Source organism: Halopseudomonas litoralis, from assembly GCF_900105005.1.
GTDB lineage: Bacteria > Pseudomonadota > Gammaproteobacteria > Pseudomonadales > Pseudomonadaceae > Halopseudomonas > Halopseudomonas litoralis.
Genome location: NZ_LT629748.1, coordinates 1050918 through 1076494, shown reverse-complemented (window position 1 = coordinate 1076494; position 25577 = coordinate 1050918). Strand labels below are relative to the sequence as shown.

Sequence of the window (25577 nt, the reverse complement as noted above, 5' to 3'; positions counted from 1 at the left end):
GCATCCCGACAGGCATTCCCGCGTGTGGGAGCGATCAGAACCAAGGAGCTTATCGGCCCAAAACCTTATAAAGGTTGGCATGAACCATAGAATCCCCCCTCAGAGTAATTGCAGCAGACGCAACTGATCGCGCTCCAGACAAGCCAAACTAGCGCTCAACCGGCACCCGCACCACCTTGTTGTACTGACGATGAGCGAACTCGCCGGTCACCGTGCCACTTTCATCCATCAGCGGAAATGCATAGCGCGGCGTCATGATCACTTCATAGTCCTCGTTGCCACTGGGGCGCACTTCGACTTCCAGGAAGCCATAATGCTTGCCGCCATCGATCAACTGATTGCCGTTCCAGATTTCCGGGGCGTCGCCATGGGCGCTCCAGTGGGTAGCCTGGGCCTGTGCCGGCAGTTGATCAAAGGGCACATAATCGGTCGTTGGGGCATACCCCGGCCCGCGCAGACCATCACCGGCAAAGCCGACGTCCCAGTAATGCACGCCGTCCAGCTCAACGTACTCAAGCAACTCATCATGTCCGGCGAGGACCGTAGTCACGCCATAACGCACGAACAGCTCATGGTAGATACGCATCGGCTGACCGGACTGACTGTCCTCGTTATTGGCGATGCCCGCACTGCCTGATGGCAGGCTGTGCACCCCGGTACCGAAGGGTGTGTGATGGAATTGCACGAAGATCACCTGGCCTCGGGCCTGCGCATCGGCCAGCTCGTTGATGGCCCAATTCCATTGTTCGCTGCCACGGTTGAAATCCGGCACCCGTGATTGCACGCCGTCAATGGCCAGGTTGGTGTCCTTCAGAGGATCACTGTCATCACCGTTTGACGAGTCGAGCGTGATCAGGGTAATCGGGCCGTAGTCCATGCGGTAGTAACGCTTCTCGTAACGCTCATCGGTGCCATAGTTGCGCGGCAGCTCCCAGTAGCTGTTCCACTTGTCATAGGAGCGCATCACCGCTGGCGGCGAATAGGAGCCGCCCTCGGGGTGCCAGTAGTTTTCATGGTTGCCCAGAGCCGGAAAGATCGGTGTGCTGGACGCGATATTGCTCCACTCACCCGCGGTGTGGCGCCAGAACTCGTCCCAATCCAGCTGACGACCGCCCTTCTCCACCAGATCACCGGCAATCACCCAGAAATCCGGCTGACGTTCCATGGCGTATTGAATGTTGGCACGGAATCCGGTGGTCTGATCCACCGGATACATGCGGTTGTAGGTCCCGGGATCAGTCCCCAGCTTGCCACTCCCGACAGCCGCCGCGCTGGCGCCCCAGGCGACGATCTTGTCGGTGGACTCCGGCTCGGTTTCCATATCGGACATGGCCAGGAAGCGAATATTGGCGCGCCCACCCGTAGCCGGCGTCGTGGTGAACTGTGCCTCCATCAGCGTCTCGCTGCCCGCCTGGCGCACCTGATAGTCGTAGGTGGTGGCCGCGCTCAACCCTTCTACCCGTACCGCATGCCGGTAAGGCAGTGCCGGCGCCTGGCCTTCGGTGACATCGGCATGAATACCGCCGAAGTTCTTGTCTCCGTGGATGTAGGCGATTTCGCTCTCGCCATAGCCCAACGCCTCGACCAGCTCCGGCTCGGAAGCAAAACTGCCGACGCCGTCGACCACCAGTTCACCGGGCACTGCGGTATCGGTAAACCAAATGACGCTGATCGCCGATTGCGTGGGGTTCTGCAGATAAGGCAGGACCAGTACACGAGTATCCGGGGCAATCTCTTCCGGGATAGGCGCGACCTTGTCGCTGGAGGAATTGGAACCATCCAGGCAGGCGGTCAGCCCGATGCTGGACGCAGCGACGATCAGGGTCGCCAGAGCGGTCTTCTTCATACAGTCAATGTTCTCGGTAGGGTTGCAGTGAAGCAGCCAGCATGCCGACGCCACATGTCAGCTTTATTGCATTCCCGCGAACATCTGACTCACCCCGGTCGAGTTCAACTCTCGCCGGGCACCGCAGCCGCTCGCGGCTGATAGAACATCACCACATTGCCCAGCAGAATCAGCACCAGACCGACTACCGCTGCGCCCGTCCACTGATAACCCTCGAACAGCGTCGACATACCCAGTGCAATCAGCGGAAACATCACCGTGGTATAGGCCGCCGGGCCGGCACCGATGCGACCGATCAGCGAGAAGTAGGAGGCAAAGCCGATGATCGAACCGATCAGCGCCAGATACAGCAGCGAACCGATATAGGCCGCAGTCGGTTCGATGGCAAAGGAGGCCCCGGTAACAAGCGCCAACACCAGCATGGTCAGCGCACCGTAGCCCATGGCCCAGGCGTTGGTTGTCAGCAGATCCAGCTTGCGCAGCTGAAATCGCACGCTAACCATATTGCCCAGGGAAAAACCATAGGTGCCGAGCATGCTCAAGCCGATCCCCAGCAGGGTGCCGCTGGACATCTGACCGTCAATGAGATCGTGCCAGAACAGACTGACGATGCCGGCGAACCCCAGCAGGTTTGCCAGCATCAGCCGCAGGGTAATGCGCTTGCCAAAGAACAGCACGCCATTCAGTGCATTGAACAGGATCGCCAGCGAGAACAGCACCGACTCCAGGCCGCTGTTGATATAGGCATTGGCGGTGTAGAAGCAGACAAAGTTGAAGCCGAACACGCACATGCCCTGCAACAGGCAGAACAGATGATCGCTGCGACCCAGTTTCTGCAACCGGCCACTCACCCTGAGCACCAGCAGCATGAGGGCAGCCGCGATGGCAAAGCGGTAGAACACCGACACCAGCACCGGGACAGTCCCCGTCTGCATGCTGATGGCGATCCATGTGGTACCCCAGATCAGAACGGTTGCCGCATACAGAATGGCGTTCATCGAAAGTCTCGAAAAGGCTGGTTTTCCCTCCGCATAGAAGCCGAGGCATTGAAATAGAGCGTCAAAAACGGACCGGACAGCGGCGGCCGCGGATAGAAACTGCCGGAACTAATCAGTCTCGTCAACGACAGAAATAGGAGACTTGATCGGCTGGGGAACAACTGGCCGAACCACTGACTGGAGATTCAACATGCCCTACTGGGACGTTCTCACCGACCGCTCACTCTGGCTGCAACTGGGAACCCTGGTTGTTGTTACCCTTGCCACCTATCTGCTTCTATCTGTCATTCTGCGAGTAGTCAGCCGGCAACTGGCCCAGCGCGACAAGGTATCCCATGGCCGCGCTTTCCACTTCGCCTCGGAGCTGTTGAGCTCAACCAGTCAGCTATTGATCTTCGCCTTCGCCCTGATGATAGGTCTGAAGACGGTCGAGCTGTCACCCCGCTGGGAATCGGCCATGTCCCACGGCTGGTTCGTTGCTCTGGCCTTCCAGATCGCACTCTGGCTGGATCATGCCGTCAGACTCTGGACCGACAGCCTGACGCGTGACGGCAAGGCGCGCAATCTGGTGACCACGACTCTACTGGGCATCATCATGCGGATCGTGATCTGGACCATGATGCTGTTGTCGATCCTGGCCAACCTGGGCGTGGACATCACCGCCATGATCGCCAGCCTCGGGGTAGGCGGTATCGCCATCGCCCTGGCCGTGCAGACCCTGCTCAGCGACATGTTTGCCTCCATGTCCATCGGCATCGACAAGCCCTTTGAGATCGGCGACTTCGTGGTATTCGGCGACGTCGCGGGCAATATCGAACACATTGGCCTGAAAACCACCCGCATCCGCTCGCTGAGTGGCGAGCAGATAGTCATTGCCAACGCCGACCTGCTGAGCCAGATCGTGCATAACTACAAGCGCATGAACACCCGGCGGATCGTCTTCACCTTCGGCATCAGTTATCAGACACCGGTGGAAAAGGTGCGGGAGATCAGCGCTCAGGTCAAACGGATCATCGACGCTACCGACCAGACGCGGTTTGATCGAGCTCATCTTTTCGCCTTCGAGGAAAGCCGGCTGACCTTCGAAGTCGTGCACATAGTACAGACCTCCGACTACAACCGGTACATGGACATACAGCAGGAGATCAATCTGCAGTTGATGGAAACCTTGCGCGATATGGAGGTGCAGTTCGCCTTTCCCATACGCCGTGTCGAGTTGGCCGGTGGTACTTTGCCGGAGATCAAGGTCGCCGGCGTGCCTCAGAATGGGGCGTCTGCCAATGAAACTCCTTACGGTGGTGTCCCTTCCGGCAGCTGACACAGCCGTTGCGAGACTCGACGATAACAACGGGATCAGGCAGTATAAACGCGACCCCGTTTTCTGGAGATACCATGTCCGCTACCATTCGCCACCTGTTGCCAGCCGCTCTCGCATTCAGTCTGATGCTCGGAGGCTGCGCCAGCACAAACTCCTCTGTTTCCGTAGACGAACTCATTCATCACACTTGGCTACTGGCATCCGCCACTGATGCCGATGGCAAGCCCGACACGGCTCTTACAGGTGGTGACAGGGCGCCGATTGCGCTGAGCTTTCATCCGGACCGCATGGGGATCAGCAATGCCTGCAATGGCATGGGCGGGGATTATCAGGTCGAAGGCGACACACTCAAGGTGGGCAATCTGATGCAGACCATGATGGCCTGTGAGCCGGTATTGATGGCACGCGAGGATGCCATCAAGAAGCGCCTGCAACAGCCTCTGGAGATGGAGATTGATGACAATGCCTCCCAGCTGATATTGCGCAATAACGCGGGCGTAATGATCTTCCACCCCAGTGCCGATACAACCGACCGTTAATCCCGACCGGGCAGGCGTTCAGTCTGCCCAACCACTCATCCGCCCACCTGAACTCCCGGAACTGCCTCCCATCACAGTAATTGATGCCCGACAAATGCATTCAATGACTGATTCACTATTGCGGAGGATTCATGAGCACATTGCGCAATCTCACCTGTGGCCTGTTGGCCGTCGGCGCCGCTACGGTCTTGTACCGGAAATTCTCCGGCGGCCACCATTCGGTGCCTGTCATGTTCATCGACGATGCCATGTTGCAGAGCCTGGGGATAATAGAGGCTGCGCGCCTGGCGCAGGAAAGAACCCGCAACGACAAGGTCAAGAACTTCGCCCAGAAGATGATTGAGGACCATATGGCGATCAATCGCGAACTCCAGCAGCTGGCCGCCAGCCGCGGTTATCAGGTAGCCGGAGAGGATGCTCTCGCCCCCAAAGCCCGAAATACCCTTTTGAACCTGAAGGCAGTGCAGTCATTCGATCTGGCCTACGCCGAACACCAGATTACCGCTCACCGCAAGGCTATCAGCCTGTACCGACGCGGGGTTCGCATCGACGATTTCGATGTCAGCAACTTCGTCAGAAAAGCGCTCAGAGAAATGGAACATCATCTCGCCATGGCCGAGCGACTGGCAGACACCGTCAACGCAGATCTGGCGCCGGCGACAGCCGCCGATGCTGCAGCAACTGCAGAAGTCAGCGCCAATGAATCCGGCCTGAGCAGCGGCAGCCCCCAACAGAACCGCGGCGACGCCACCAATCCTCATCACTGAGCCACCAAAAGGACAACCTCATGAGCCAAGCAAAAACACCTGCCAGCCTGGCAATATATCTTACCTTCCCCGGTAGCTGCCGGGATGCCCTGCAATTCTACGCTCAGGAATTGGGCGGCACCTTGAGCGAGCTGCATACTCACCGCGATGCACCGGAAGGCACCGGCGTTCCAGAAGAATGGTTGGATCAGATCATGCATGGCGAAGTTACCGTGGCCAATCAGGTGATCATGGGGTCCGATGCACCGCCGGGCACCTATCAGCCGGCCCAGGGCGTATTCGTTCAACTGTATTATGACGATGTATTGACCGCGGAACAGGCTTACAATCGCTTGTCCGATGGCGGTACCACACACATGCCCTTCGGTCCGAGTTTCTGGGCCAAAGGCTTTGGCATGCTCACGGACCGGTTCGGCATCGGCTGGGTTATCACCAGCTGCTACATTGAGCCGGACGACTGGAAGTGACCTCCGCGCGCCGGCTCACACCCGGCGCACCCTGACCGGAAGACCGCTAGCCAGACCGAACATAGCCTCAAACCTGCGGTTGCATACCTGGCCGATCCGCCCCTCATCCAATATCTGCCGCTATCAAAACCCAAAACTGTATAAAAACCCAGTATACTATCGACCGCCGAGCGACAGATGTCGCTGCCAGCCCAACGAATCACATTCAAGCCAGGGGTAAAAATGGCCGTTGAAATAGTCTATCGCAGCAGCAGAGACCCGGAGCGCCTGTTCATGGATAAAGCCGAAGCCGATCGTCACGACAAGATGCTGGAACTGGCTGAAGTCCTGAGTGATGTCCTGCGCAAAGCGGTACCGTCAATCACCGAGGCGCAATCGGAAGAAGCGGGAATCTACATGGCCAGGCAACGCGACCTGTTCGCCAAAGCGTTCAAGAGCTCGCCGGATGTCCTCGCCGCATTGCTGGAAGAAGAGCCGGCTTGATGCCGGCTTTTCCACCGCTATTCCCGCATGGGAATACTCGGCCAGTCTTATTGATGATACATCCAGAAGTTGGGATGATTTTCAACCACCGCGGCCTGCGGTTTGATACGCACACTCATGAAAATTCGCTTAAGGGCATCCATCGTCTAACGCTCCATTGAACTGAATTGATAGCGCCATGCTGATCCTCTCTCAGCAATAAATGAAATCAATCGAGTCTATCGATGTGATTACAAGTAGCGGCTCCAATATCTGCTTTGCGTAAAGGCGAGTAAAAACGTCTTTACAAAGGGCCTCTCTGCTCCGCAATGCCATATGCTGATTTTGCTCAGGCTAGGAATTCCAGGCACCGGAGCTGCTCTAAGCATTATCAGAATGAGGGTACCGCCATGAGATTACGCCACCTTGTCATCAGCCTCTTCGCCGCAGCGGCATTGCTGGGCTCCTTGGCCCAGGCCGCTCCGGGCCCCTATGCGCCGGGCAAATCCCACGAGCATCGCAAGGCTTTCAAACAGCATCAGCAGCAACGCGACCATCACCGTCAGCAGAACCTGGGACGTGATCACAACCGCTACGGTCAACAGCATCCCGGCTCAGGCTACCGGCCGCGGGACCATGCCGTACCGCCCGATCATCGGCAGATCTACCAGCAACGCCACCAATATCGGGCGCCCGACCGGGGTCAGCTGCGTCGGCAGATTTACCAGAACCGCCACCACATCGGCCGCGGCCCAGCCCTGCCGCCCCGCGCCCGCCTGATTACCGGCCGCCCGATACCCCATGGCTGGAGCCAACGCCTGCCGCATCAACATCTGCGGCACTTGCCGCACTATCCCGGTTATGAATGGCACCGGGCGGGTAGCAATCTGGTACTGGTAGCCGTTACCACCGGGCTGATCTACACCATAATGGAGAATGTGCTCAATTGAGCCGAGAAACCACTTGAGATAGCGAAAGCCCAGAAACCGTGGAAATTCTGAGCTCTTGTCACGAAGCTCTTGGACTTGCGATGAGGTGGTGACAGCTTCTAACATCGGGCGCCACCTTCGTATCTCTGGAACAAGATGAAAGCCCCAGCCAAACGCCCTGCCTTCCTGCTGTTCTTTCCCCTTGCCGGTCTGTTAGCCGCCAGCGTCGTGCCACTGTCGGTCTGGGCTGTGCTGTCTGGCAGCGGCTGGCCGCCGGGGTTGCTGGGTAGTGGGCATGGGCATGAGCTGATTTTCGGTTTCGCCCTGGCGCTGATCGCCGGCTATACGCTGGGTAATCAGCTGCGGCAGGTGCTTTATCCGCTGATCGGTTTGTGGCTGGTCGCGCGCTTCAGCTGGTTGCTGCTACCGGATAGCTGGCTCGCATTGTTGCTTTCCCCGGCCTTCGCCCTGCTCCTGGCCTGGCATGTGGTGCCCCGTTTCAATGCGGCGAAGAAGTGGCGCAACAAGATCACCGGACCATTGATTCTGACGGTCTGTCTGCTTCCCCTCGCTTGGCTTGGGCTGCGGGTCGCCTGGCGTTACTTCCCCGACCTGGCGCCCAGTCTCCAGCTGGACGCCAGTCGCCTGCTCCACGCCGGTGTACTCTGTCTATTGCTGCTGATGATGTTCATGGGCGGGCGCATTATCGCCCCCGCGGCGGCCGTTACCCTGGAGCGCAAGGGACTGGAGCCCAAGGCGCGCCTGCAGCCGCATATAGAATCGGCATTGATTATTCTGCTGGGGCTGGCCATTGTGCCCTTGCTGCTGCCCGGCTTGAGCGGCACTTTCAGCTATCGCTGGTCCGGTCTTTGCCTGATTGCCGCTGGCGGGGTGTTGGCGGTCCGTTGTCTGCGCTGGGAGTTGTGGCACTGCGCTGATCGCCCCGATCTGTTGGCTTTCGGTATCGGTTATGCCTGGCTGGCACTGGGCAGCATCGCCAGCGGCGTGGCCTTCTTCGATCAGAGCGCAATGGCGCCGGCATTGCATCTGGTCACCATCGGCGGGCTGGGCACGCTGTCTGCCGGCGTGATGCTACGGCTGTATTTTCAACGCAGCAGCAAAACGCCACCGAGCACCGGTTGGGTATGGAGCATTACGGCCCTGATCGCCATTGCCGCCGTGGCGCGCTATTTCAGCGGCCCGACGGTCTTTGCCCAGCCGTGGCTGCTGAGCCTGTCCGCAGCTAGCTGGGCACTGGCCTATCTGGCCTTGACGGTGAAGATGCTCATTCTGGCCCGTCGAATCTAAAAGGTCAGCTCATTGCGCCGCGCTGGGACTGTCGGTGCGAGTCCAGGTGGAAGTGCGACCGAAAATAGGGGCGCCAACGAAGCCGCGTAACTTGAGCACGTCCTGCCCATCGAGGGTTATTTTGCCCTGATAGGTCTTGCCGCTCTCCGGGTCGTAGGCCTTGCCGTTTTCCCATGTCTTGCCATCGCCTGCCGGCTGCATGTCCCAGAGAATACGCAGGCCCTGCACCGGGCGGCTGCGCAGGGTTTCATCAGGGTTGTGCTGGTCGAGTTTGGGCTGGCCATCGTTATCCATGGGTTCGGCCAGCCACACCAGTTCACCGCAGAGTTTATCGCCGCAGGGGCTGACTTCCACCTGCCCCTGATTATCTTCGGTGTTCCATAGCCCAACCGGCTGCGCCAGTACCTGGGTTGAACCCAGCGCTCCGGCCATCAAAACGAACACTCCCAGAATTTGCTGTAGACCTTTCATTAAACGATTCCCTTTCTGTCGAACAGTCATTCTACGACAAGATTACCAAGCGGTTGGGCAGCTCGTTGCGTTCATGGGTGGCAGGCAACACCCGCTTGAGCTCCTCACCACAGGCGTCGATACAGGCCAGAAAACCCTCCAGCGTCTTCCCCTCGCGTACATGCGAGGTGAAATCGGCAACGATCGACTCCCAGGTGCTGTCATCGATACGCTGGGAAATGCCCCTATCCACCATGATTTCGACATAGCGTTCAGCTTCGGAAACGAAGATCAACATGCCCGTCTCGCCGCTGGTGTGATGCAAGCCCAACTGCACAAATTGCCGGTGAGCCAGATTGCCGGCGCGCCAATGTCTCACCGAGCGCGGAATCAACCGCGTGGTGATCTTCGGCATACGAAACAGCAGCGCCAGCACGATGAAGGTCAACCACTGGGCCAGTAACAGCTCGCCGCTACTCAGCCAGCCCGTCAACACCAGTACGATACCGGGCAGCAGCAACGCCGCGAGCCCGGCCCACAGCAAAGGAATATAGTGATAGTCGTCCGCCTGCGCGGCCAACACCGTCACCACCTCGGCATCGGTATGCCGCTCGATGCGATCGATGGCCTCGGCGACCTGTTGTTGCTCATCCTGGGTAAGAAGTGTCATTGCTCATCCCTTGTCTGCATTACCAGCCACCCGACGCGCCGCCGCCACCGAAGCCGCCGCCACCGCCACCGAAACCACCTCCGCCGCCCATGCCGCCGCCACGGCCCATACCACCGAGCAAGGCACCAGCCAGCACCGCGCGGCCAAAGCGCCCGCGGCCGCCTCGGCCACCGCCGATGAGAAACAGAATGATCATGAAGAAGAAGGTCAGACCGCCCACCAAGGGTGCCGGCGGCCGCTCGCCGGCCGCAGCGGCGCTGGCAGAGCGCAACGGGTCGCCGCCGAGCACCTGGATCATCGCCTCGGTCCCGGCAATGATACCGCCTTCGAAATCCCCCTGGCGAAACGCCGGAGCAAGGATCTGGTTGATGATGATCGAAGACTGGGCGTCGGTCAGCCGTCCTTCAAGCCCGTAACCGACTTCGATACGCATACGCCGGTCGTCCCGCGAGACAATCAGCAACGCGCCGTTATCCTCATCCTGCTGCCCGATACCCCATTCGCGGCCCAATTGAACACCGAACTCCTCGATGCTCCGCCCTTGCAGGTCGGGAACGGTAACCACCACCACCTGCTCAGTGGTCGCCTGTTCGTGCCCCGCCAGCATCTGCGTCAATTGCGCTTCAACTGGTGCGCTGAGCAGTTCCGCCTGGTCGACTACCCGGCCGGTCAGCTGCGGCAAGGCAAGCTCAGCGGGGGCTTGCTGTGCCGACGAACCCGCCGTCCAGCAGACCAATCCCAGCGCCAATAGCCGGATCATTCTCATTCGAATTGCACCTGCGGCGCCTGCTCGGCGTTTTCCGTAGTGGCCTCGAAGTTCTCCCGGATCGGCATATCGCTGTACATCAGGCTATGCCAGATACGACCAGGAAAGGTACGGATCTCGGTGTTGTATTGCTGCACCGCGGCGATGTAATCGCGACGGGCCACGGCGATACGGTTCTCAGTGCCTTCCAACTGCGATTGCAACGCGAGGAAGTTCTGGTTGGACTTCAGATCAGGATAGCGTTCGGACACCGCCATCAAACGGCTCAGCGCGCCAGTCAGTTGTGCCTGGGCCTGCTCGAAGGCCTGCATCTTGACAGGATCATCCAGATCGTCCGCTGATATCTGGATCGACGTCGCCCGCGCCCGCGCCTCGACAACCGCCGTCAGTGTCTCCTGTTCCTGGCGGGCGAAGCCCTTTACGGTTTCCACCAGATTGGGAATCAGGTCGGCGCGCCGCTGATACTGGTTCTCCACCTGGGCCCAGGCCGACTTGACCTGTTCGTCATAGCTGGGAATGTTGTTGATGCCGCAGCCTGAAAGCAGACTCCCCATCAGAATCAGGAATGCCAGTTGCCAGGTAAGTCGATATTTCTGCATGGGCATGATATGTCTCATCCGTTGAATGCTGTTGGTACAAACGACCTTCCCACCGTCGCAGAGTTCAGGGATCGCTGTCAAAGCGGTGTTCAACTCGGCGTCACCACCCACTCGGGATCATGGAATTCTCCAATCGGATGAATTTCACAGAATGGCGCCGCGCTCTGGATGATCGCCGCCACTGTCGGATCATGCTGCCCTTCCATGGCGTCGCGCTGTTCCTTGCTGTCCCAGCTGGCGATCGCGATCAACACATTCGGATCACCGATCTTGCGATGCAACTCGGTACCGCGCGCGCCCGGAGCAGCCTGGATTATTTCACTAGCTCGCACCCAGGCATCCGCATACTCCTCCGCGCGATGGCCTTGCTTGATATGCACCTCGAACAGGTATTTCATGCATGCCTCCTCTTGGTTTTCACCAAGCAGTCTAGGCAAGAAGCGGTGAAACTGCCGAGGATTGCCAGCAAGTCCTGGACTTGTCTGCTTTACTTCTACAGACATCATTAGCGAGAAGAGGAACTGACATGAGCTGGATCGTATCTCTGATAATCGGTGGCATCGTCGGCTGGCTGGCGAGCATCATCATGAAGACCAACGAGCAGATGGGCCTGATTGCCAACGTTATCGTCGGTATTGTCGGTTCCATGCTGGGTTTCTGGATCGCCGGGCTGATCGGCTTTGCCGAAGGCGGCGTCATCATACGCTTCATCATCTCGATAGCCGGCGCAGTGCTGCTCATCTTCATTCTCAGAGCCCTGGGCATTTTCAAGAAAGCCTGAGTCTACAGGCCCCGGTACACCGGGGTCTGCTTCCTTCTCTTCAGCCTGATGACCTCCTCCCCCCAAACAGGTACAATTGCCGGCTTTGACCCGTTTACCCAACAGAAGCCGAGCACCCATGTCCAGCAACGCCAATTCCCGCCAGATCCTCGTTACCAGCGCCCTGCCCTATGCCAACGGTTCGATCCATCTGGGGCATATGCTGGAGTACATTCAGACCGATATCTGGGTGCGCTTTCAGAAGCTGCGCGGCAACCAGTGCGTGTATGTCTGCGCTGATGATGCCCATGGCTCGGCGATCATGTTGCGTGCCGAGAAGGAAGGCATCACCCCGGAACAGTTGATCGACAACGTCAAGGCTGAGCACACCGCCGATTTCGCCGACTTCCTGGTGGATTTCGACAACTATCATTCGACCCACTCCGAAGAAAACCGCGAGCTGTCCGAGCTGATCTACGGAAAACTCAAGGCTGCCGGCCATATCAACACCCGTTCGGTCACCCAGTATTTCGACCCGGAAAAGGGCATGTTTCTGGCGGACCGTTTCATCAAGGGCACCTGCCCCAAGTGCGCCGCCGAGGACCAGTACGGTGACAACTGCGAGAAGTGCGGCGCCACCTACGAGCCCACCGAGCTGAAAGACCCACGCTCGGCCATCTCCGGCGCCACGCCGGTGCTGAGGGAATCCAAGCACTTCTTCTTCGCGCTGCCTGACTTCCAGGACATGCTGAAGAAATGGACCCGCAGCGGCACGCTGCAGGACGCCGTGGCCAACAAGATCGCCGAATGGCTGGACTCGGGCCTGCAGGAGTGGGACATCAGCCGTGATGCGCCCTACTTCGGCTTCGAGATCCCCGGTGAGCCGGGCAAGTACTTCTACGTCTGGCTGGATGCGCCGGTTGGCTATATGGCCAGCTTCAAGAACCTCTGCGCCCGTCGCCCGGACCTGGATTTCGATGCCTTCTGGGACAAGGATTCCACCGCCGAGCTGTATCACTTCATCGGCAAGGACATCATCAACTTCCATACGCTGTTCTGGCCCGCCATGCTCGAAGGTGCCGGCTTCCGCAAGCCGACTGCAGTCAACGTGCACGGCTATCTCACCGTCAATGGTCAGAAGATGTCCAAATCCCGCGGCACCTTCATCAAGGCGCGCACCTATCTGGATCATCTGTCGCCGGAATACCTGCGCTACTACTACGCTGCCAAGCTGGGCCGCGGCGTCGAAGACCTGGACCTGAACCTGGAAGACTTCGTGCAGAAGGTCAACTCCGACCTGGTCGGCAAGGTGGTCAACATCGCCAGCCGGTGCGCGGGCTTCATTCACAAGGGCAACGCCGGCGTGATGGTCGCCGCCAACCCGGCGCCTGAACTGACTGATGCCTTTATCAGTGCCACGCCCTCCATTGCCGAAGCCTACGAGAAACGCGACTTCTCCCGTGCCATGCGCGAAATCATGGCCCTGGCTGACAAGGCCAATGCCTGGATTGCCGACATGGCGCCCTGGGCGCTGAACAAGCAGGAAGGCAAGCAGGACGAGGTCCAGGCGATCTGCTCGCTGGGCATCAACCTGTTCCGCCAGTTGGTCGTCCTGCTCAAGCCGGTGCTGCCGACCCTGGCCGCCGACGCCGAAGCTTTCCTGAATGTAGAGCCGCTGTGCTGGAGTGATCTGGGCAGCATGCTGAGCGATCACCAGCTGAACGCATTCAAACCGCTGCTGACCCGTATTGAACCAGCCAAGATCGAGGCCATGATCGAGTCGTCCAAGGAAGACCTGGCCGCAGCCGCCACCGATACCGGCGCTGCACCGGCCGGCAATGGCGAGCTGGAGAAGGACCCGTTGGCAAAAGAAATCGACTTCAACACCTTCGCCGCCGTCGACCTGCGTATCGCATTGATCGAGAAGGCCGAATTCGTCGAGGGCGCGGACAAACTGCTGCGTCTGACGCTGAACATCGGCGATGCTACGCGCAACGTGTTCTCCGGCATCAAGAGTGCTTATCCTGACCCGAGCAAGCTGGAAGGCCGGTTGACGCTGTATGTGGCCAACCTGGCGGCGCGCAAGATGAAGTTCGGCGTGTCCGAGGGGATGGTGCTGGCGGCGGGGCCTGGCGGGGAAGAGATTTATCTGTTGAGCCCGGATGCCGGGGCCAAGCCGGGGCAGCGGGTGAGCTGACAGGCTGCTCCTCCCCCTCCTGGCTCCCCCTCTTCTGCGAGGGAGAGGGGAAGTAACTGCGTTCTGGTGTTCTTCTATTCTTCTGCTGCCGTGAGGCATGCTGGAACATGCAGAGCTGCTTAACTGCAGGGACTAACTCCCTCTCCTCTCGCCCGCCTGAGCTCCGCGAAGGGCCGGGGCACGGAGCGGGGATGGGGGAACCCAAAGAAAGGGAGCCCGGCAGAGGAAACCAAAAATGAGCCCCAGCACCAACGAGACCAACCATGACTGAATTCATCCTGATCCTGCTCAGCACCATCCTGGTGAACAACTTCGTCCTGGTGCAGTTCCTCGGCCTGTGCCCATTCATGGGCGTGTCCGGCAAGCTGGAGACCGCCATCGGCATGTCCATGGCCACTACTTTCGTGCTGACTCTTGCCTCGATTCTCAGCTACCTGACCTACCAGTACATCCTGGTGCCCTTCGAGCTGGAATTTCTGCGGACCATTTCCTTTATCCTCGTAATCGCTGTGGTGGTGCAGTTCACCGAAATGGTGGTGCACAAGACCAGCCCGCTGCTGTACCGGGTACTGGGCATCTTTCTGCCACTGATCACCACCAACTGCGCGGTGTTGGGCGTCGCCTTGCTGAACACCAACCGTACCGAGCAGACCTTCCTCAAGGCCGCCACCTTCGGCCTGGGCGCTGCGCTGGGGTTTTCCATGGTATTGATCCTGTTTGCCGGCCTGCGCGAGCGGCTGGCCATTGCTGACGTGCCTGCCCCCTTCCGTGGCGCGGCCATCGGCATGATCACCGCCGGCTTGATGTCCCTGGCGTTCATGGGCTTTACCGGGCTGATCAGGATCTGACATGACTATCGTCCTTACTGCAGTAGGCATTCTGCTGGTACTGGCGCTGATCTTCGGCGCGCTGCTGGGGTATGCCGCGATCCGTTTCCGGGTCGAGGGCGACCCCATCATTGAGCAGATCAACGCTCTGCTACCGCAGACCCAGTGCGGGCAATGCGGACACCCCGGTTGCAAGCCCTACGCCGAAGCCATCGCCAACGGCGAGCCGATCAACAAGTGCCCGCCAGGTGGCGAAACCACCATCCAGGCACTGGCCGATCTGCTGGATGTGGAAGCCTTGCCGCTGGATGGCGAACACGGTGAGGAAAAGCCGCGCACAGTGGCCTATATCCGCGAGGATGAATGCATCGGTTGCACCAAATGCATTCAAGCCTGTCCGGTAGATGCGATCCTGGGTTCGGCCAAGCATATGCACACCGTTATCGTTGATGAATGCACAGGCTGCGATCTGTGCGTGGAGCCCTGCCCCGTGGACTGTATCGATATGCTGGCTGTTCCCGTCACCCCACAGACCTGGAGCTGGGACCTACCACGCCCACCGCATCAATTGATTGCCACCGACGCCCAGCGAGGAGCCGCCTGATGCCCACCCAATCGCGTATCTGGGAATTTCCCGGCGGCATCCACCCACCGGAAAACAAGCGCCAATCCACTGGTCGTGGCCTGGAACTGATGCCACTGCCCAGCCGCCTGATACTGCCGCTGCTGCAGCACATAGGCAATCGCGCTGTGCCGGTAGTACAGGTTGGCAAACGGGTGCTCAAGGGTCAGCTGATTGCCGAGGCCAATGGCCCGCTCAGCTGCCCGCTGCATGCGCCCAGTTCTGGCATCATCAGTGCCATCGAGCCCGCGCCCTACCCTCATGCTTCGGGCCTGGCCGAGCTGGCCATCACCCTGGAATGCGACGGTGAGGATCAATGGACCGAACTGCATCCGGTGGCTGACTTTCACAGTCTGCAACCGCTCGACCTGCTGGAACGTATTCGTGACGCGGGCATCAGCGGCATGGGCGGCGCAGGTTTTCCGACTGCGGCCAAACTGACCTCACGCCCTGACCACCAGATCGACACCCTGATCATCAACGGCACCGAATGCGAACCCTACATCACTGCCGATGACATGAGCATGCGTCACCGGGCGCCGCAGATCGTGTCCGGGATAGAAGTGCTGATGCACATTCTCAAGCCGGATCAGGTCCTGATCGGCATTGAGGACAACAAGCCCCAGGCGATCGCCGCCATGCGCGAGGCGGTGGGTGAACGGCCAATGACCGTGGTGGTATTGCCCACCAAGTATCCCTCCGGCGGCGAAAAACAGCTGATCCAGATCCTCACCGGCAAGGAAGTGCCCAGTGGTGGCCTACCGGCTGATATCGGCATTCTCTGCCAGAACATCGGTACCGCCCTGGCGGTCCACGACGCCATAATGCTGGGCAAACCCCTGATCAGCCGTATTACTACCCTGACCGGCGATGCGCTGGCACGCCCAGGCAACGTCGAAGCGCTCATTGGCACGCCAATACAGGATCTTCTGGCATTCGCCGGTTTGCGGCAGGAACAACTGCATCGGCTGGTAATGGGCGGTCCGATGATGGGCTTTACCCTACTCGACAGCGCCGCGCCGATCATCAAGACCAGCAACTGCCTGCTGGCCGGCACCCGTGAGGAACTGCCACCACCGCCGCCGGCGCTGCCGTGCATCCGCTGCGGTCTGTGCGCTGAAGCCTGCCCAGCGGAATTGCTGCCACAGCAGCTGCACTGGTTTGCCATGGGCAAGGACTACGGGCAGCTCGAACGTCAGAACCTGTTCGACTGCATTGAATGCGGCGCCTGCGCCTACGTCTGCCCCAGCAGTATCCCGCTGGTGCAGTACTTTCGCGCCGGCAAATCAGAGATTCGCAGCATCAATCTGCAGCACAGCCGCGCCGAGCAGTCGCGGCAACGCTTCGAGCAACGTCAGGAACGGTTGCAGCGCGAAGCTGAGCAGCGGGAGCTGGACCGCCAGGCGCGGGCAGAGAAGGCGGCGCGTGCAAAAGCGGCTCGTGAAGCCCAGGCCGCGAAAGAGCAGGCTACCGAAACCAAACCTGCCGAGCCGGACCTCGCGCGCATCCAGTCGCGCAAGGTCAATACGCTGAGCGCCGAACAGAAACAGCTTAAAGTCGCAGCCGCGACGGCGCGTATGGCACTGCAGAGAGCGCAGAAACAATTGGCCGCCAACCCGGATAATGTTGACCTGCAGGCACAAATCCCGACATTACAGCAGGCCTTCGATCAAGCGCAGCAAGCCTTCGAGGAACAGATGTCCGACAAGGAGAACCTGTCATGATTTCGGCCTCCATGAGCTCACCCCACGCCCAGGGCAGCAATCGTACCCGGACCATCATGCTGCAGGTGCTGGGCGCAACGCTGCCGGGCCTGTCCCTGATGACCTGGTTCTTCGGCTGGGGCACGCTGATCAATATCCTGCTGGCGAGCACCTGCGCCATCGCTTTCGAAGCGGCGATCCTGCGCTTGCGCTGCCGCCCGGTGGGCTTCTATCTGAATGATGGCAGTGCCTTGGTCACCGCCTGGCTGCTGGCCCTGGCATTACCGCCCTACTCGCCCTGGTGGCTGGTGCTGGTGGCCACGGGTTTTGCCATCACCTTCGGCAAACATCTGTATGGCGGCCTGGGTCAGAACCCCTTCAACCCGGCCATGCTCGGCTATGCCATGGTGCTGGTGTCCTTTCCGCTGGAGATGACCAGTTGGCCGCTCTGGCGTGGCATCGAACAGGTGCCGCCGGCGCTGTCGCCGACGTTGGGGCTGATCGAAGGACTGCAACGAGTATTCACGCCCGGCAGCCTGCCGGTAGACGGCTGGACTACGGCCACGGCGCTGGACCTGCTGAAGAATAACAGCGCGCTGACCATGGCCGAGCTGCAGCAGTCGCAGCCGGCTTTCGGCAGTATGGCCGGCCAGGCCTGGGAATGGGTCGCCTTGGCCTATCTGGCCGGTGGTCTATATCTGTTGTACAAGCGCATCTACAGCTGGCACGCTCCGGTCGGCATGCTCGGCTCACTGGCGGTGATGAGCCTGTTGTTCTGGAATGGCTCCGGCTCCGATTCCAATGGCTCGCCCCTGTTCCATCTGCTGGGCGGCGCCACCATGCTGGGCGCCTTCTTCATCGCCACTGACCCCGTCTCCAGCGCCACCAGCAACCGCGGACGCCTGGTGTTCGGCATAGGTATCGGCATTCTCATTTACGTCATTCGCGTGTGGGGCAACTACCCCGACGCGGTGGCCTTTGCTGTGCTGCTGATGAATCTATGCGCGCCGACCATCGATTATTACACCAACCCGCGCACTTATGGCCACCGCAAAGCCAAGCGTGGCCTGGGCAAGGGAGACTGAGATGGATTCCGTGACCAATCCCAGCCGCTCGGTGCTGCGCAACAGTCTGATTCTCGGCGTGTTCGCCGTTTGCACCGTGGGCCTTATCGCCATCACCCAGCAGGGTACCGAAGAGCGCATCATCGCCGAGCAGCAGCGCATGCAGATGCGTGCCCTCAATGAGATACTGCCTGATGACCAGCATGACAACGATCTGCTGGACGATGCCTTCAGTATCGATGATCGCAAGTTCCTGGGCCTGCCCGCCCCAGCCACCGCCTGGCGCGGACGACAGGCGGGCGCGGTGTCTGCGGTAATTCTGCCGGTGGTGACCATGGACGGCTACAGCGGACGTATCGACCTGCTGGTGGGCATTCAGGCCAATGGCGAGCTGGCCGGCGTGCGTGTAATCAATCATCGGGAAACGCCCGGCCTGGGTGACAAGCTTGAGGTTGGCAAGAGCAGCTGGGTCTTCAGCTTCGACGGCAAGAGCCTGAGCATGCCCACCCCAGACGGTTGGGCGGTACGCAAGGATGGGGGTGAGTTCGACCAGTTCACCGGCGCCACCATTACTCCGCGCGCCGTGGTTCAAGCAGTACACAAGGCCCTGGAATATTTCAGCGAACACCGCGATACCTTGCTGCAACTGACGCCGGAGGAAGCTGCCCATGGCTGACAAGAAACTGTCCGAACTGGCCGCCGACGGCCTATGGCACAACAACCCGGGTCTGGTGCAGTTGCTGGGCCTGTGCCCCCTGCTCGGCGTCAGCAGCACCACAGTCAACGCTCTGGGACTGGGCATCGCCACCATTCTGGTACTGGTCACCTCCAACGTCGCCGTATCGCTGATCCGCAGCGCCGTGACCGACACCGTGCGGCTGCCCGCCTTCGTCATGATCATTGCTTCGGTCACCACCTGTATCGAACTGCTGATGCAGGCCTACACCTATGAGCTGTTCCTGATTCTCGGCATTTTCATCCCGCTGATCGTGACCAACTGTGTGATCCTCGGTCGTGCCGACGGCTTTGCCGTGAAGAACCCGGTGCTGCCCTCAGCTTTGGATGGCTTAATGATGGGCCTGGGCTTCGCCCTGGTGCTTTTGGTATTGGGCATGCTGCGCGAGCTGATCGGCCAGGGCACGCTGTTTGCCAACATGCATCTGCTGCTCGGCCCAGTCGCCGCCGACTGGACCTGGGTGGTGTTCGCCAATTACAAGGAAGTGCTGTTCATCATTCTCCCACCCGGCGCCTTCCTGGTCATGGGGCTGCTGATTGCCCTGAAGAACATCATCGACGCGCAGCTCAAAGCGCGTGCAGCGACCCGCAGCAGCGCCCCCGTGGCCAGTGGCAGCAAGCGGGTCCGCGTTACTGGAACCATCAACTGACATGAACAAAGAAAAACGCTACGAGATCTTCCGTCGCCTGCGTGAGGATAATCCCCACCCTACCACCGAACTGAACTTCAACTCGCCCTTTGAACTGTTGATCGCCGTCATCCTCTCGGCTCAGTCCACCGACGTCGGCGTCAACAAGGCCACCGACAAGCTGTATCCGGTGGCCAACACACCCGAAGCGATCTACGCCCTCGGGGTTGATGGATTGTCGGAATACATCAAGACCATCGGCCTGTTCAACAGCAAGGCAAAGAACGTTATCGAAACCTGCCGCATGCTGATCGAATTGCACGGCAGCCAGGTGCCCGATAGCCGCGAAGCACTCGAAGCGCTGCCCGGCGTCGGACGTAAAACGGCCAATGTGGTGCTCAACACCGCCTTTGGCCATCCGGTCATGGCCGTTGACACACACATCTTCCGCGTCAGTAACCGCACCGGTATCGCACCGGGCAAAACGGTGCTCGAAGTCGAGAAGAAACTGATGCGTCATGTACCCAGGGAATTTATGGTCGATGCCCACCACTGGTTGATTCTGCATGGACGCTACGTTTGCAAGGCCCGAACCCCGCAGTGCGGCAGCTGCCGGATAGAAGATCTGTGCGAGTATCGGCACAAGACCTCGGACTGATACAAAAAATCTATTTCCGCTTATTCTCGACTCCCGCTATAAGGTGCGCCAATGGCATCTTCAATAGTGGAGTGGAGTTATGGCCAAAGCTAAAAGTGATATAGAGCTGGATGACGAAGACTTTGTCGCTGACGAGGATGAAGCGTCTGAAACCGAAACATCAACCAGTAAAGCCAGCCTGACCAGGCGCAGACAGATCGACAATCTGCTGGAAGAGCGTCGGCTGCAGAAGCAGCTGTCAGAATATGACTTCGACCTCGATTGAGCTTGATTGAAACTTCTGATCAGACTGATTGACAGGCTTTGATTCAGAATAAGGTATGGCGCACGTAAGATGGCGGAAACAGCAATGATTCCTATTTTAGTGTGCCTAACTCTTACCTTCGCGTTATGAGGAACTAAACGCCACGAACTTGGGTATAGTTCATGAAGCCAACCGGGAATGTGCTCATGAATCGATGCTTGTTGTTCTGTTTTATTCTGTTCCCCTTACTGGGCGGTCTTGCCCACGCTGAGGATTTCAACTACCCCGAGGGTAATGCTTTTCTGGCAACCATCGCAGGCACGCCACGGCTGATGGCGGCGCCGGTGCCGGACGAAGCAGATGTCCGTCAGACCGATCTTGCCGTTACCGTCATTCCTGAACGCAACTTGCCACCGGTACTGTCGCGTTACAGCCAACTGCATTACCGCCTGGCCTGGCAGAATGAACCAGCACCGCTGATATTTCTCATCGCCGGGACGGGCTCTGGCTATGACAGCCCCAATTTGAATTACCTGAAGCGCGTGTTCTGGCAGGCGGGCATGCATGTCATCGTGCTGTCGTCGCCAACCAACCACGACTTCATCGCGGCAGCCTCGCGCAGCGGCTTGCCGGGCCTGGGCCTGAGCGACGCCCGCGACCTGCATACCGCCATGTCCATCGCCGCAGAGCATGCTCAAGACAGCAAAAACCTGGCAATCACCGAATACCGCCTCGCCGGCTTCAGCCTGGGTGCGCTCAATGCCGCTTTCGTCGCCCATCTGGATCAGGACCTGCAGCAGTTCGATTTCACCCGCACGTTACTGCTCAACCCGCCGGTGGATCTCTATGCTTCGGTCAGGCGGCTGGACGCCTTGTCGCGTACCCAAGTCGACGGCGTCAGCACCGGCAACAGCTTCTATGAGCATATCTTCCAGAAGCTGGCCCGGCATTTCGAGAGCGGCGTGACCGACATCGAGAGCAGCCTGTTCGCCGATATTCAGCGCTCCGACAACGCGCTGACTGATCCGGAGCTGGCCATGCTGATCGGCGCGGTGTTCCGCTTCGCCGCCGCCGACCTTAACTTCATGGCCGATGTCATCACCGAGGGCGGGCGCTATGCGCCGGTAGGCAAGGAACTCAAGGTCAGCACCTCGCTTACCCCCTATCTGCGCCGCGCACTGTTCTGCGACTTCGATTGCTACCTGCAGAACCAGCTATGGCCGGTCTGGAGCAGCAATAACGAGGGCAAGAGCATCGAGGACATGGCCTGGGATACCAGCCTCTACAGTATTGAACCCTTCCTCAGAAACAACCCGGATATCGCCGCCCTGACCAACGCCGATGATTTCATTCTCACCAAGGAAAACTACCAGTTCATCGCCGACACCTTCGGCGAACGGGCCTTCCTCTATCCGCGCGGCGGCCATGGCGGCAACCTGCAACACCGGGATGTGGTCACGCAGATACTGACATTCATGGGAGGGAGCGCACAATGAATCAACTCCGTCGCGGACTACTCGCCGGTTGCACCCTGCTGGCCAGCCTGGCAGCTCAAGCCCAGACCACCGATGCGATACCCCAATATCACGATGCGCTGGACAACTTGACGCTCAGTACCGAAGGCACCAGTTACCAGTTCGAGCGCTCCAGCCTCGAAGCATTGAAGGTCCATGACCCGATCGAAGGTTTCAATCGACGCGTCTATCGATTCAATGGGCAGTTCGATGAGTATGTTTACCTGCCGGCTGTGAATGCCTATGAATGGGCGACCCCGCGCTTTGTACGCACCGGGGTATCCAATGTATTCGCCAATCTTGCCGACGTACCGAATCTGGCCAACAGCCTGGCCCAGGGCAAGCTCAAGAAAGGTGCTCGGACCACCGCTCGGTTGCTATTCAACACCACCCTTGGCGTGCTTGGACTGTTCGATGTGGCCCAAGCCATGGGTCTGCCTCAGGAGTCGGAAGACTTCGGCCAGACGCTGGGTTTCTATGGCGTACCCACCGGGCCTTACCTGGTCCTGCCCCTGCTCGGCCCTTCAACCCTTCGGGATGCGTCTGGCAAAGCCGTGGATTGGTCCATCGAGGACGCCGCAGAGTTTCTCGACAACCGCCATTACATGAACCAGAACCCCTGGTCCTATGGCCTGTATGCTCTCAACCTGCGCTATATCAATGGCTTCCGCTACGGTTCGCTGGACAGCCCGTTCGAGTACGACCAGATTCGTTATCTGTATATCAAGCTGCGAGAGTTGCAGATACGACAGTAGGTCAACGGCCGCGCCAGGAGGGGGGGGGGGCGAGAGAAGCCCCCATCACACCCGAAAGATGATGTGCTCTTCCCAATCATCCTCAGCCACACTCCCCTCCGCCAGCATGCGCCCCGCCTGGGAAATACCCGATTTATGTACCGCCTCCCGGTCACCACACACCAGATGATGCCACGGTGGTAGATCCTCGCCCTCGGCGACCAGGCGATAGCCACAGGTGGGTGGCAACCAGGCAAACTCCTCGGCCGTGGCCGGAGTCAGTTGCACGCAGTCGGGCACCTGCTGGCGGCGGTTGGGGTAGTCGCTGCAGCGGCAGGTATTCAGATCCAGCAGTTTGCAGGCCACCCGGGTGTAATAGATGGACTTTGCATCATCCTCGTCCTCCAGCTTCTGCAGGCAACACAGTCCGCAACCATCACACAGCGACTCCCACTCCTGCTGATCCATTTGCTCCAGCGTCTTGCGCTTCCAGAATTCCGTTACTCTCTGCGCCATACTCAACTCTCCTCGCCAGTGGCATCGGCTAGCCAGTCCAACAACTGGCCGAGATCAAAAGGCCAATCCAGCTCAGCTCCCGTGTCGTCGCGGCGCAAAACAGGTATCCGCAGCTGATAGCGCTCCAGCAACTCGGGGGAGTCAACAATATCCACTTGCCGCACGACAACGCCGTTACCTTCCAACGGTCGGGTCAGATGCAGGCATTCTTCACACAGGTGGCAGGCGGTGGTTCCAAACAGGGTCAACGTCAATGAGGCAGTCATGAATATTCCGAAACGTGCGGGACAGCGCCCATTCTACCTCGGAACCGGAAATCAGTCAGAGGCTGCGATGCTTGGCAGCCCGGCGGCATTGTCACATACTCGGACGATCTGATCGGAGGATATATGGATTGGCAAACACTGTTATGTCGTGAAAGGCTGGGCAAGCCCATCGCCAGCACCGAAGAGCTTGGCCGCACGCCCTTTCACAAGGATCATGACCGGGTGATCTTTTCCGGCGCCTTTCGTCGTCTGGGCAAGAAAACCCAGGTACATCCGGTGTCCAGCAATGACCACATCCACACACGCCTTACCCACAGCCTTGAGGTCGGCTGCGTTGGCCGTTCGCTGGGCATGCGCGTCGGCGAGATATTGCGGGGCGAGCTGCCAAACTGGTGCGAACCAGCCGATCTCGGTGTCATTGTCCAAGCGGCTTGCCTGGCTCACGACATCGGCAATCCGCCGTACGGGCATTCCGGCGAAGACGCCATCCGACATTGGTTTTACAAGGCCGCCAATTCCGGATGGCTCGACAACATGTCCGACGCCCAGCGCCATGACTTTCTCAATTTCGAGGGCAACGCCCAGGGCTTCCGGGTGCTGACCCAGCTCGAATACCATCAATTCGACGGCGGTATGCGCCTGACCTACGCCACGCTCGGCGCCTATCTGAAATACCCCTGGACATCACAGCACGCCGACAGCCATGGCTACAAGAAACACAAGTTCGGCTGTTACCAGGGCGAATATCCCTTGCTGGCGCAGATCACCGACAAGCTCGGCCTGCCACTGCAGAGCGATCAGTGCTGGGCCCGCAGTCCGCTGGTGTATCTGGTCGAGGCTGCGGACGATATCTGCTATGCGCTGATTGATCTGGAAGATGGCATGGAAATGGAGCTGCTCAGCTATAGCGAAGTCGAGCGGCTGTTGCTGGATCTGGTGGGTGATGATCTGCCGGAAACCTACCGCCAGCTCGGCCCGCGGGATTCAACCCGACGCAAGCTGGCGATTCTGCGCGGCAAGGCCATCGAACACCTGGTTAATGCTGCTGCCGAAACCTTCATCGACCAGCAACCGGCACTGCTCGCGGGCACACTGCCCGGAGACCTGGTCGGTCACATGCCGGAAGCCGCCCAGCGCTGCGTACTGGAAGCAAAAAGCATCGCCCGCCATCGCATCTTTCAGGACAAGCGCAAGACACTGCATGAGATCGGTGCCTACAGCACTCTCGAAACGCTGCTGGAGGCCTTCTGTGGTGCAGTCAATGAACAGCAATCCGGCCAGGCCCTGAGCTTCAAGCATCGACGCATTCTGGATCTGCTGGGCAATAATGCGCCACGGGAAGAGTGGGATCTGTATTCCAGCTATATGCGCGTAACCGACTTCATTGCCGGGATGACTGATTTGTATGCGGCGGATATGTCTGCCCGGATTCGGGGCATCCATCCCAGCTGATCGGCCTTCCCCTTCGCGGGCAAGTGCCGCTCCCGCAGGTTTTACCCCACCTGTGAGAGCGGCGGATCAATCATGCAGGTCGGGCTCAATCTCCCCGACTGGGCGACAGCAGCTCGATCTTGTAACCATCCGGATCTTCGACGAAAGCCAGAATGCTGGATCCATGCATCATCGGGCCGGCTTCTCTCACCACCTTGCCACCGCTGGACTTGATCTGCTCGCAGGCCTTGTACACGTCGTTCACTTCGATGGCGATGTGACCGTAACCATTGCCCAGATCATAGCTGGGCGTATCCCAGTTATGCGTCAGCTCCAGCACCGAGTTCTCCGCCTCATTGCCGTAACCGACGAAGGCCAGGGTGAAACGCCCATCGGGATAATCCTTGCGGCGCAGCAGGGTCATGCCCAGCACTTCGGTATAGAACGCAATGGATTTCTCCAGATCGCCCACACGGAGCATGGTATGCAGTAAACGCATGATGGTTCTCCTCAGGTTGTAATACGACAGTGCCCATTCGGCCGATGTATCACATCAAA

At 59.3% G+C, this 25577-nt stretch carries 30 protein-coding genes; 20 read left to right on the top strand and 10 right to left on the bottom strand.

Annotated features, from left to right (window positions below):
- Positions 1 to 148: 148 nt before the first annotated feature.
- On the bottom strand, positions 149 to 1846 hold the full coding sequence (locus BLU11_RS05355; protein WP_090272397.1) for a purple acid phosphatase family protein: 1698 nt from the start codon (positions 1844 to 1846) through the stop codon (positions 149 to 151).
- A 104-nt stretch (positions 1847 to 1950) separates the two neighbouring features.
- Complete coding sequence (locus BLU11_RS05350) at positions 1951 to 2844, bottom strand: DMT family transporter (protein WP_090272396.1); 894 nt, start codon at positions 2842 to 2844, stop codon at positions 1951 to 1953.
- Positions 2845 to 3034: 190 nt separating this feature from the next.
- Between BLU11_RS05350 and BLU11_RS05345 the strand changes: the two genes are divergently transcribed.
- The 7 genes from BLU11_RS05345 to BLU11_RS05315 all read left to right on the top strand — a co-directional run bounded on the left by BLU11_RS05345 (position 3035) and on the right by BLU11_RS05315 (position 8634).
- Entirely contained in the window at positions 3035 to 4162 is a 1128-nt protein-coding gene (locus BLU11_RS05345) for a mechanosensitive ion channel family protein (RefSeq protein WP_090272395.1), read from the top strand.
- A gap of 74 nt (positions 4163 to 4236) precedes the next feature.
- Positions 4237 to 4701, top strand: a complete 465-nt coding sequence (locus tag BLU11_RS05340) for an META domain-containing protein (protein ID WP_090272394.1) — start codon at positions 4237 to 4239, stop codon at positions 4699 to 4701.
- 131 nt (positions 4702 to 4832) lie between these two features.
- The gene (locus BLU11_RS05335; RefSeq protein WP_090272393.1) at positions 4833 to 5468 is read left to right on the top strand and encodes a DUF4142 domain-containing protein; all 636 of its coding nucleotides are present in this window, start codon (positions 4833 to 4835) and stop codon (positions 5466 to 5468) included.
- A gap of 20 nt (positions 5469 to 5488) precedes the next feature.
- On the top strand, positions 5489 to 5935 hold the full coding sequence (locus BLU11_RS05330; protein WP_090272392.1) for a VOC family protein: 447 nt from the start codon (positions 5489 to 5491) through the stop codon (positions 5933 to 5935).
- 222 nt (positions 5936 to 6157) lie between these two features.
- The gene (locus tag BLU11_RS05325) at positions 6158 to 6418 is read left to right on the top strand and encodes a YebG family protein (protein WP_090272391.1); all 261 of its coding nucleotides are present in this window, start codon (positions 6158 to 6160) and stop codon (positions 6416 to 6418) included.
- A 389-nt stretch (positions 6419 to 6807) separates the two neighbouring features.
- Positions 6808 to 7347 carry an anti-virulence regulator CigR family protein gene (locus BLU11_RS05320; RefSeq protein ID WP_157718562.1) on the top strand — a complete coding sequence of 180 codons (540 nt, stop codon included), beginning with the start codon at positions 6808 to 6810 and terminating at the stop codon, positions 7345 to 7347.
- A gap of 135 nt (positions 7348 to 7482) precedes the next feature.
- Positions 7483 to 8634: an NnrS family protein gene (locus BLU11_RS05315; RefSeq protein WP_090272389.1), complete on the top strand. Its 1152-nt coding sequence runs from the start codon at positions 7483 to 7485 to the stop codon at positions 8632 to 8634.
- Between the two features lie 9 nt (positions 8635 to 8643).
- Here BLU11_RS05315 and BLU11_RS05310 read toward each other — a convergent pair whose 3' ends face one another.
- From BLU11_RS05310 to BLU11_RS05290, 5 genes are all read right to left on the bottom strand, one after another.
- Positions 8644 to 9105, bottom strand: coding sequence for a DUF2147 domain-containing protein (locus tag BLU11_RS05310; protein WP_197674260.1), 462 nt, complete (start codon positions 9103 to 9105; stop codon positions 8644 to 8646).
- Between the two features lie 31 nt (positions 9106 to 9136).
- On the bottom strand, positions 9137 to 9754 hold the full coding sequence (locus BLU11_RS05305; protein ID WP_090272388.1) for a TPM domain-containing protein: 618 nt from the start codon (positions 9752 to 9754) through the stop codon (positions 9137 to 9139).
- A gap of 19 nt (positions 9755 to 9773) precedes the next feature.
- Complete coding sequence (locus BLU11_RS05300; RefSeq protein WP_090272387.1) at positions 9774 to 10520, bottom strand: TPM domain-containing protein; 747 nt, start codon at positions 10518 to 10520, stop codon at positions 9774 to 9776.
- Complete coding sequence (locus BLU11_RS05295) at positions 10517 to 11125, bottom strand: LemA family protein (protein WP_090276264.1); 609 nt, start codon at positions 11123 to 11125, stop codon at positions 10517 to 10519. The genes BLU11_RS05300 and BLU11_RS05295 overlap by 4 nt, the downstream gene beginning before the upstream one ends.
- Before the next feature lie 83 nt (positions 11126 to 11208).
- The gene (locus BLU11_RS05290) at positions 11209 to 11517 is read right to left on the bottom strand and encodes an antibiotic biosynthesis monooxygenase family protein (RefSeq protein ID WP_090272386.1); all 309 of its coding nucleotides are present in this window, start codon (positions 11515 to 11517) and stop codon (positions 11209 to 11211) included.
- 128 nt (positions 11518 to 11645) lie between these two features.
- On the opposite strand from BLU11_RS05290, the gene BLU11_RS05285 reads away from it, so the two are divergent.
- The 12 genes from BLU11_RS05285 to BLU11_RS05230 all read left to right on the top strand — a co-directional run bounded on the left by BLU11_RS05285 (position 11646) and on the right by BLU11_RS05230 (position 22827).
- Entirely contained in the window at positions 11646 to 11900 is a 255-nt protein-coding gene (locus BLU11_RS05285) for a GlsB/YeaQ/YmgE family stress response membrane protein (RefSeq protein WP_090272385.1), read from the top strand.
- A gap of 118 nt (positions 11901 to 12018) precedes the next feature.
- A complete protein-coding gene (gene metG, locus BLU11_RS05280) occupies positions 12019 to 14076 on the top strand; it encodes a methionine--tRNA ligase (RefSeq protein ID WP_090272384.1) in 2058 nt (685 codons plus the stop codon).
- 263 nt (positions 14077 to 14339) lie between these two features.
- Entirely contained in the window at positions 14340 to 14924 is a 585-nt protein-coding gene (rsxA, locus tag BLU11_RS05275) for an electron transport complex subunit RsxA (RefSeq protein WP_090272383.1), read from the top strand.
- 1 nt (position 14925) lies between these two features.
- Positions 14926 to 15507 (top strand): electron transport complex subunit RsxB, encoded by a 582-nt coding sequence (rsxB, locus tag BLU11_RS05270; RefSeq protein WP_090272382.1) that lies wholly within the window; start codon positions 14926 to 14928, stop codon positions 15505 to 15507.
- A complete protein-coding gene (gene rsxC / locus BLU11_RS05265) occupies positions 15507 to 17249 on the top strand; it encodes an electron transport complex subunit RsxC (RefSeq protein ID WP_090272381.1) in 1743 nt (580 codons plus the stop codon). Before rsxB ends, rsxC begins: the two co-directional genes overlap by 1 nt.
- Entirely contained in the window at positions 17246 to 18313 is a 1068-nt protein-coding gene (rsxD, locus tag BLU11_RS05260; RefSeq protein ID WP_090272380.1) for an electron transport complex subunit RsxD, read from the top strand. Before rsxC ends, rsxD begins: the two co-directional genes overlap by 4 nt.
- Before the next feature lies 1 nt (position 18314).
- A complete protein-coding gene (gene rsxG / locus BLU11_RS05255) occupies positions 18315 to 18968 on the top strand; it encodes an electron transport complex subunit RsxG (RefSeq protein WP_090272379.1) in 654 nt (217 codons plus the stop codon).
- Positions 18961 to 19677, top strand: coding sequence for an electron transport complex subunit E (locus tag BLU11_RS05250; protein ID WP_090272378.1), 717 nt, complete (start codon positions 18961 to 18963; stop codon positions 19675 to 19677). Before rsxG ends, BLU11_RS05250 begins: the two co-directional genes overlap by 8 nt.
- Before the next feature lies 1 nt (position 19678).
- Positions 19679 to 20314 (top strand): endonuclease III, encoded by a 636-nt coding sequence (nth, locus tag BLU11_RS05245; RefSeq protein ID WP_090272377.1) that lies wholly within the window; start codon positions 19679 to 19681, stop codon positions 20312 to 20314.
- 79 nt (positions 20315 to 20393) lie between these two features.
- Positions 20394 to 20579, top strand: a complete 186-nt coding sequence (locus BLU11_RS05240; RefSeq protein WP_090272376.1) for a PA3496 family putative envelope integrity protein — start codon at positions 20394 to 20396, stop codon at positions 20577 to 20579.
- Positions 20580 to 20764: 185 nt separating this feature from the next.
- Positions 20765 to 22054, top strand: coding sequence for an alpha/beta fold hydrolase family protein (locus BLU11_RS05235; RefSeq protein WP_090272375.1), 1290 nt, complete (start codon positions 20765 to 20767; stop codon positions 22052 to 22054).
- Positions 22051 to 22827, top strand: coding sequence for an MlaA family lipoprotein (locus BLU11_RS05230; RefSeq protein ID WP_090272374.1), 777 nt, complete (start codon positions 22051 to 22053; stop codon positions 22825 to 22827). Before BLU11_RS05235 ends, BLU11_RS05230 begins: the two co-directional genes overlap by 4 nt.
- A gap of 45 nt (positions 22828 to 22872) precedes the next feature.
- On the opposite strand, the gene BLU11_RS05225 is transcribed toward BLU11_RS05230, so the two are convergent.
- The gene (locus BLU11_RS05225; protein ID WP_090272373.1) at positions 22873 to 23322 is read right to left on the bottom strand and encodes a YcgN family cysteine cluster protein; all 450 of its coding nucleotides are present in this window, start codon (positions 23320 to 23322) and stop codon (positions 22873 to 22875) included.
- A gap of 2 nt (positions 23323 to 23324) precedes the next feature.
- Positions 23325 to 23588 (bottom strand): glutaredoxin family protein, encoded by a 264-nt coding sequence (locus BLU11_RS05220; RefSeq protein WP_090272372.1) that lies wholly within the window; start codon positions 23586 to 23588, stop codon positions 23325 to 23327.
- Positions 23589 to 23711: 123 nt separating this feature from the next.
- Between BLU11_RS05220 and BLU11_RS05215 the strand changes: the two genes are divergently transcribed.
- Positions 23712 to 25040 (top strand): deoxyguanosinetriphosphate triphosphohydrolase, encoded by a 1329-nt coding sequence (locus BLU11_RS05215; protein ID WP_090272371.1) that lies wholly within the window; start codon positions 23712 to 23714, stop codon positions 25038 to 25040.
- A gap of 85 nt (positions 25041 to 25125) precedes the next feature.
- Here BLU11_RS05215 and gloA read toward each other — a convergent pair whose 3' ends face one another.
- The gene (gene gloA, locus BLU11_RS05210) at positions 25126 to 25518 is read right to left on the bottom strand and encodes a lactoylglutathione lyase (protein ID WP_090272370.1); all 393 of its coding nucleotides are present in this window, start codon (positions 25516 to 25518) and stop codon (positions 25126 to 25128) included.
- Between the last annotated feature and the right edge of the window lie 59 nt (positions 25519 to 25577).

Coding starts and splice junctions, on each gene's coding strand:
- BLU11_RS05310 (WP_197674260.1), bottom strand. CDS start 9,105: ATGAAAGGTCTACAGCAAATTCTGGGAGTGTTCGTTTTGATGGCCGGA.
- BLU11_RS05295 (WP_090276264.1), bottom strand. CDS start 11,125: ATGCCCATGCAGAAATATCGACTTACCTGGCAACTGGCATTCCTGATT.
- BLU11_RS05250 (WP_090272378.1), top strand. CDS start 18,961: ATGGCTGACAAGAAACTGTCCGAACTGGCCGCCGACGGCCTATGGCAC.
- BLU11_RS05220 (WP_090272372.1), bottom strand. CDS start 23,588: ATGACTGCCTCATTGACGTTGACCCTGTTTGGAACCACCGCCTGCCAC.
- BLU11_RS05320 (WP_157718562.1), top strand. CDS start 6,808: ATGAGATTACGCCACCTTGTCATCAGCCTCTTCGCCGCAGCGGCATTG.
- metG (WP_090272384.1), top strand. CDS start 12,019: ATGTCCAGCAACGCCAATTCCCGCCAGATCCTCGTTACCAGCGCCCTG.
- BLU11_RS05290 (WP_090272386.1), bottom strand. CDS start 11,517: ATGAAATACCTGTTCGAGGTGCATATCAAGCAAGGCCATCGCGCGGAG.
- rsxD (WP_090272380.1), top strand. CDS start 17,246: ATGATTTCGGCCTCCATGAGCTCACCCCACGCCCAGGGCAGCAATCGT.
- gloA (WP_090272370.1), bottom strand. CDS start 25,518: ATGCGTTTACTGCATACCATGCTCCGTGTGGGCGATCTGGAGAAATCC.
- BLU11_RS05215 (WP_090272371.1), top strand. CDS start 23,712: ATGGATTGGCAAACACTGTTATGTCGTGAAAGGCTGGGCAAGCCCATC.
- BLU11_RS05345 (WP_090272395.1), top strand. CDS start 3,035: ATGCCCTACTGGGACGTTCTCACCGACCGCTCACTCTGGCTGCAACTG.
- BLU11_RS05340 (WP_090272394.1), top strand. CDS start 4,237: ATGTCCGCTACCATTCGCCACCTGTTGCCAGCCGCTCTCGCATTCAGT.
- BLU11_RS05355 (WP_090272397.1), bottom strand. CDS start 1,846: ATGAAGAAGACCGCTCTGGCGACCCTGATCGTCGCTGCGTCCAGCATC.
- BLU11_RS05235 (WP_090272375.1), top strand. CDS start 20,765: ATGAATCGATGCTTGTTGTTCTGTTTTATTCTGTTCCCCTTACTGGGC.
- BLU11_RS05325 (WP_090272391.1), top strand. CDS start 6,158: ATGGCCGTTGAAATAGTCTATCGCAGCAGCAGAGACCCGGAGCGCCTG.
- BLU11_RS05315 (WP_090272389.1), top strand. CDS start 7,483: ATGAAAGCCCCAGCCAAACGCCCTGCCTTCCTGCTGTTCTTTCCCCTT.
- BLU11_RS05350 (WP_090272396.1), bottom strand. CDS start 2,844: ATGAACGCCATTCTGTATGCGGCAACCGTTCTGATCTGGGGTACCACA.
- rsxG (WP_090272379.1), top strand. CDS start 18,315: ATGGATTCCGTGACCAATCCCAGCCGCTCGGTGCTGCGCAACAGTCTG.
- BLU11_RS05225 (WP_090272373.1), bottom strand. CDS start 23,322: ATGGCGCAGAGAGTAACGGAATTCTGGAAGCGCAAGACGCTGGAGCAA.
- BLU11_RS05300 (WP_090272387.1), bottom strand. CDS start 10,520: ATGAGAATGATCCGGCTATTGGCGCTGGGATTGGTCTGCTGGACGGCG.
- BLU11_RS05240 (WP_090272376.1), top strand. CDS start 20,394: ATGGCCAAAGCTAAAAGTGATATAGAGCTGGATGACGAAGACTTTGTC.
- nth (WP_090272377.1), top strand. CDS start 19,679: ATGAACAAAGAAAAACGCTACGAGATCTTCCGTCGCCTGCGTGAGGAT.
- rsxC (WP_090272381.1), top strand. CDS start 15,507: ATGCCCACCCAATCGCGTATCTGGGAATTTCCCGGCGGCATCCACCCA.
- rsxB (WP_090272382.1), top strand. CDS start 14,926: ATGACTATCGTCCTTACTGCAGTAGGCATTCTGCTGGTACTGGCGCTG.
- BLU11_RS05305 (WP_090272388.1), bottom strand. CDS start 9,754: ATGACACTTCTTACCCAGGATGAGCAACAACAGGTCGCCGAGGCCATC.
- rsxA (WP_090272383.1), top strand. CDS start 14,340: ATGACTGAATTCATCCTGATCCTGCTCAGCACCATCCTGGTGAACAAC.
- BLU11_RS05230 (WP_090272374.1), top strand. CDS start 22,051: ATGAATCAACTCCGTCGCGGACTACTCGCCGGTTGCACCCTGCTGGCC.
- BLU11_RS05285 (WP_090272385.1), top strand. CDS start 11,646: ATGAGCTGGATCGTATCTCTGATAATCGGTGGCATCGTCGGCTGGCTG.
- BLU11_RS05330 (WP_090272392.1), top strand. CDS start 5,489: ATGAGCCAAGCAAAAACACCTGCCAGCCTGGCAATATATCTTACCTTC.
- BLU11_RS05335 (WP_090272393.1), top strand. CDS start 4,833: ATGAGCACATTGCGCAATCTCACCTGTGGCCTGTTGGCCGTCGGCGCC.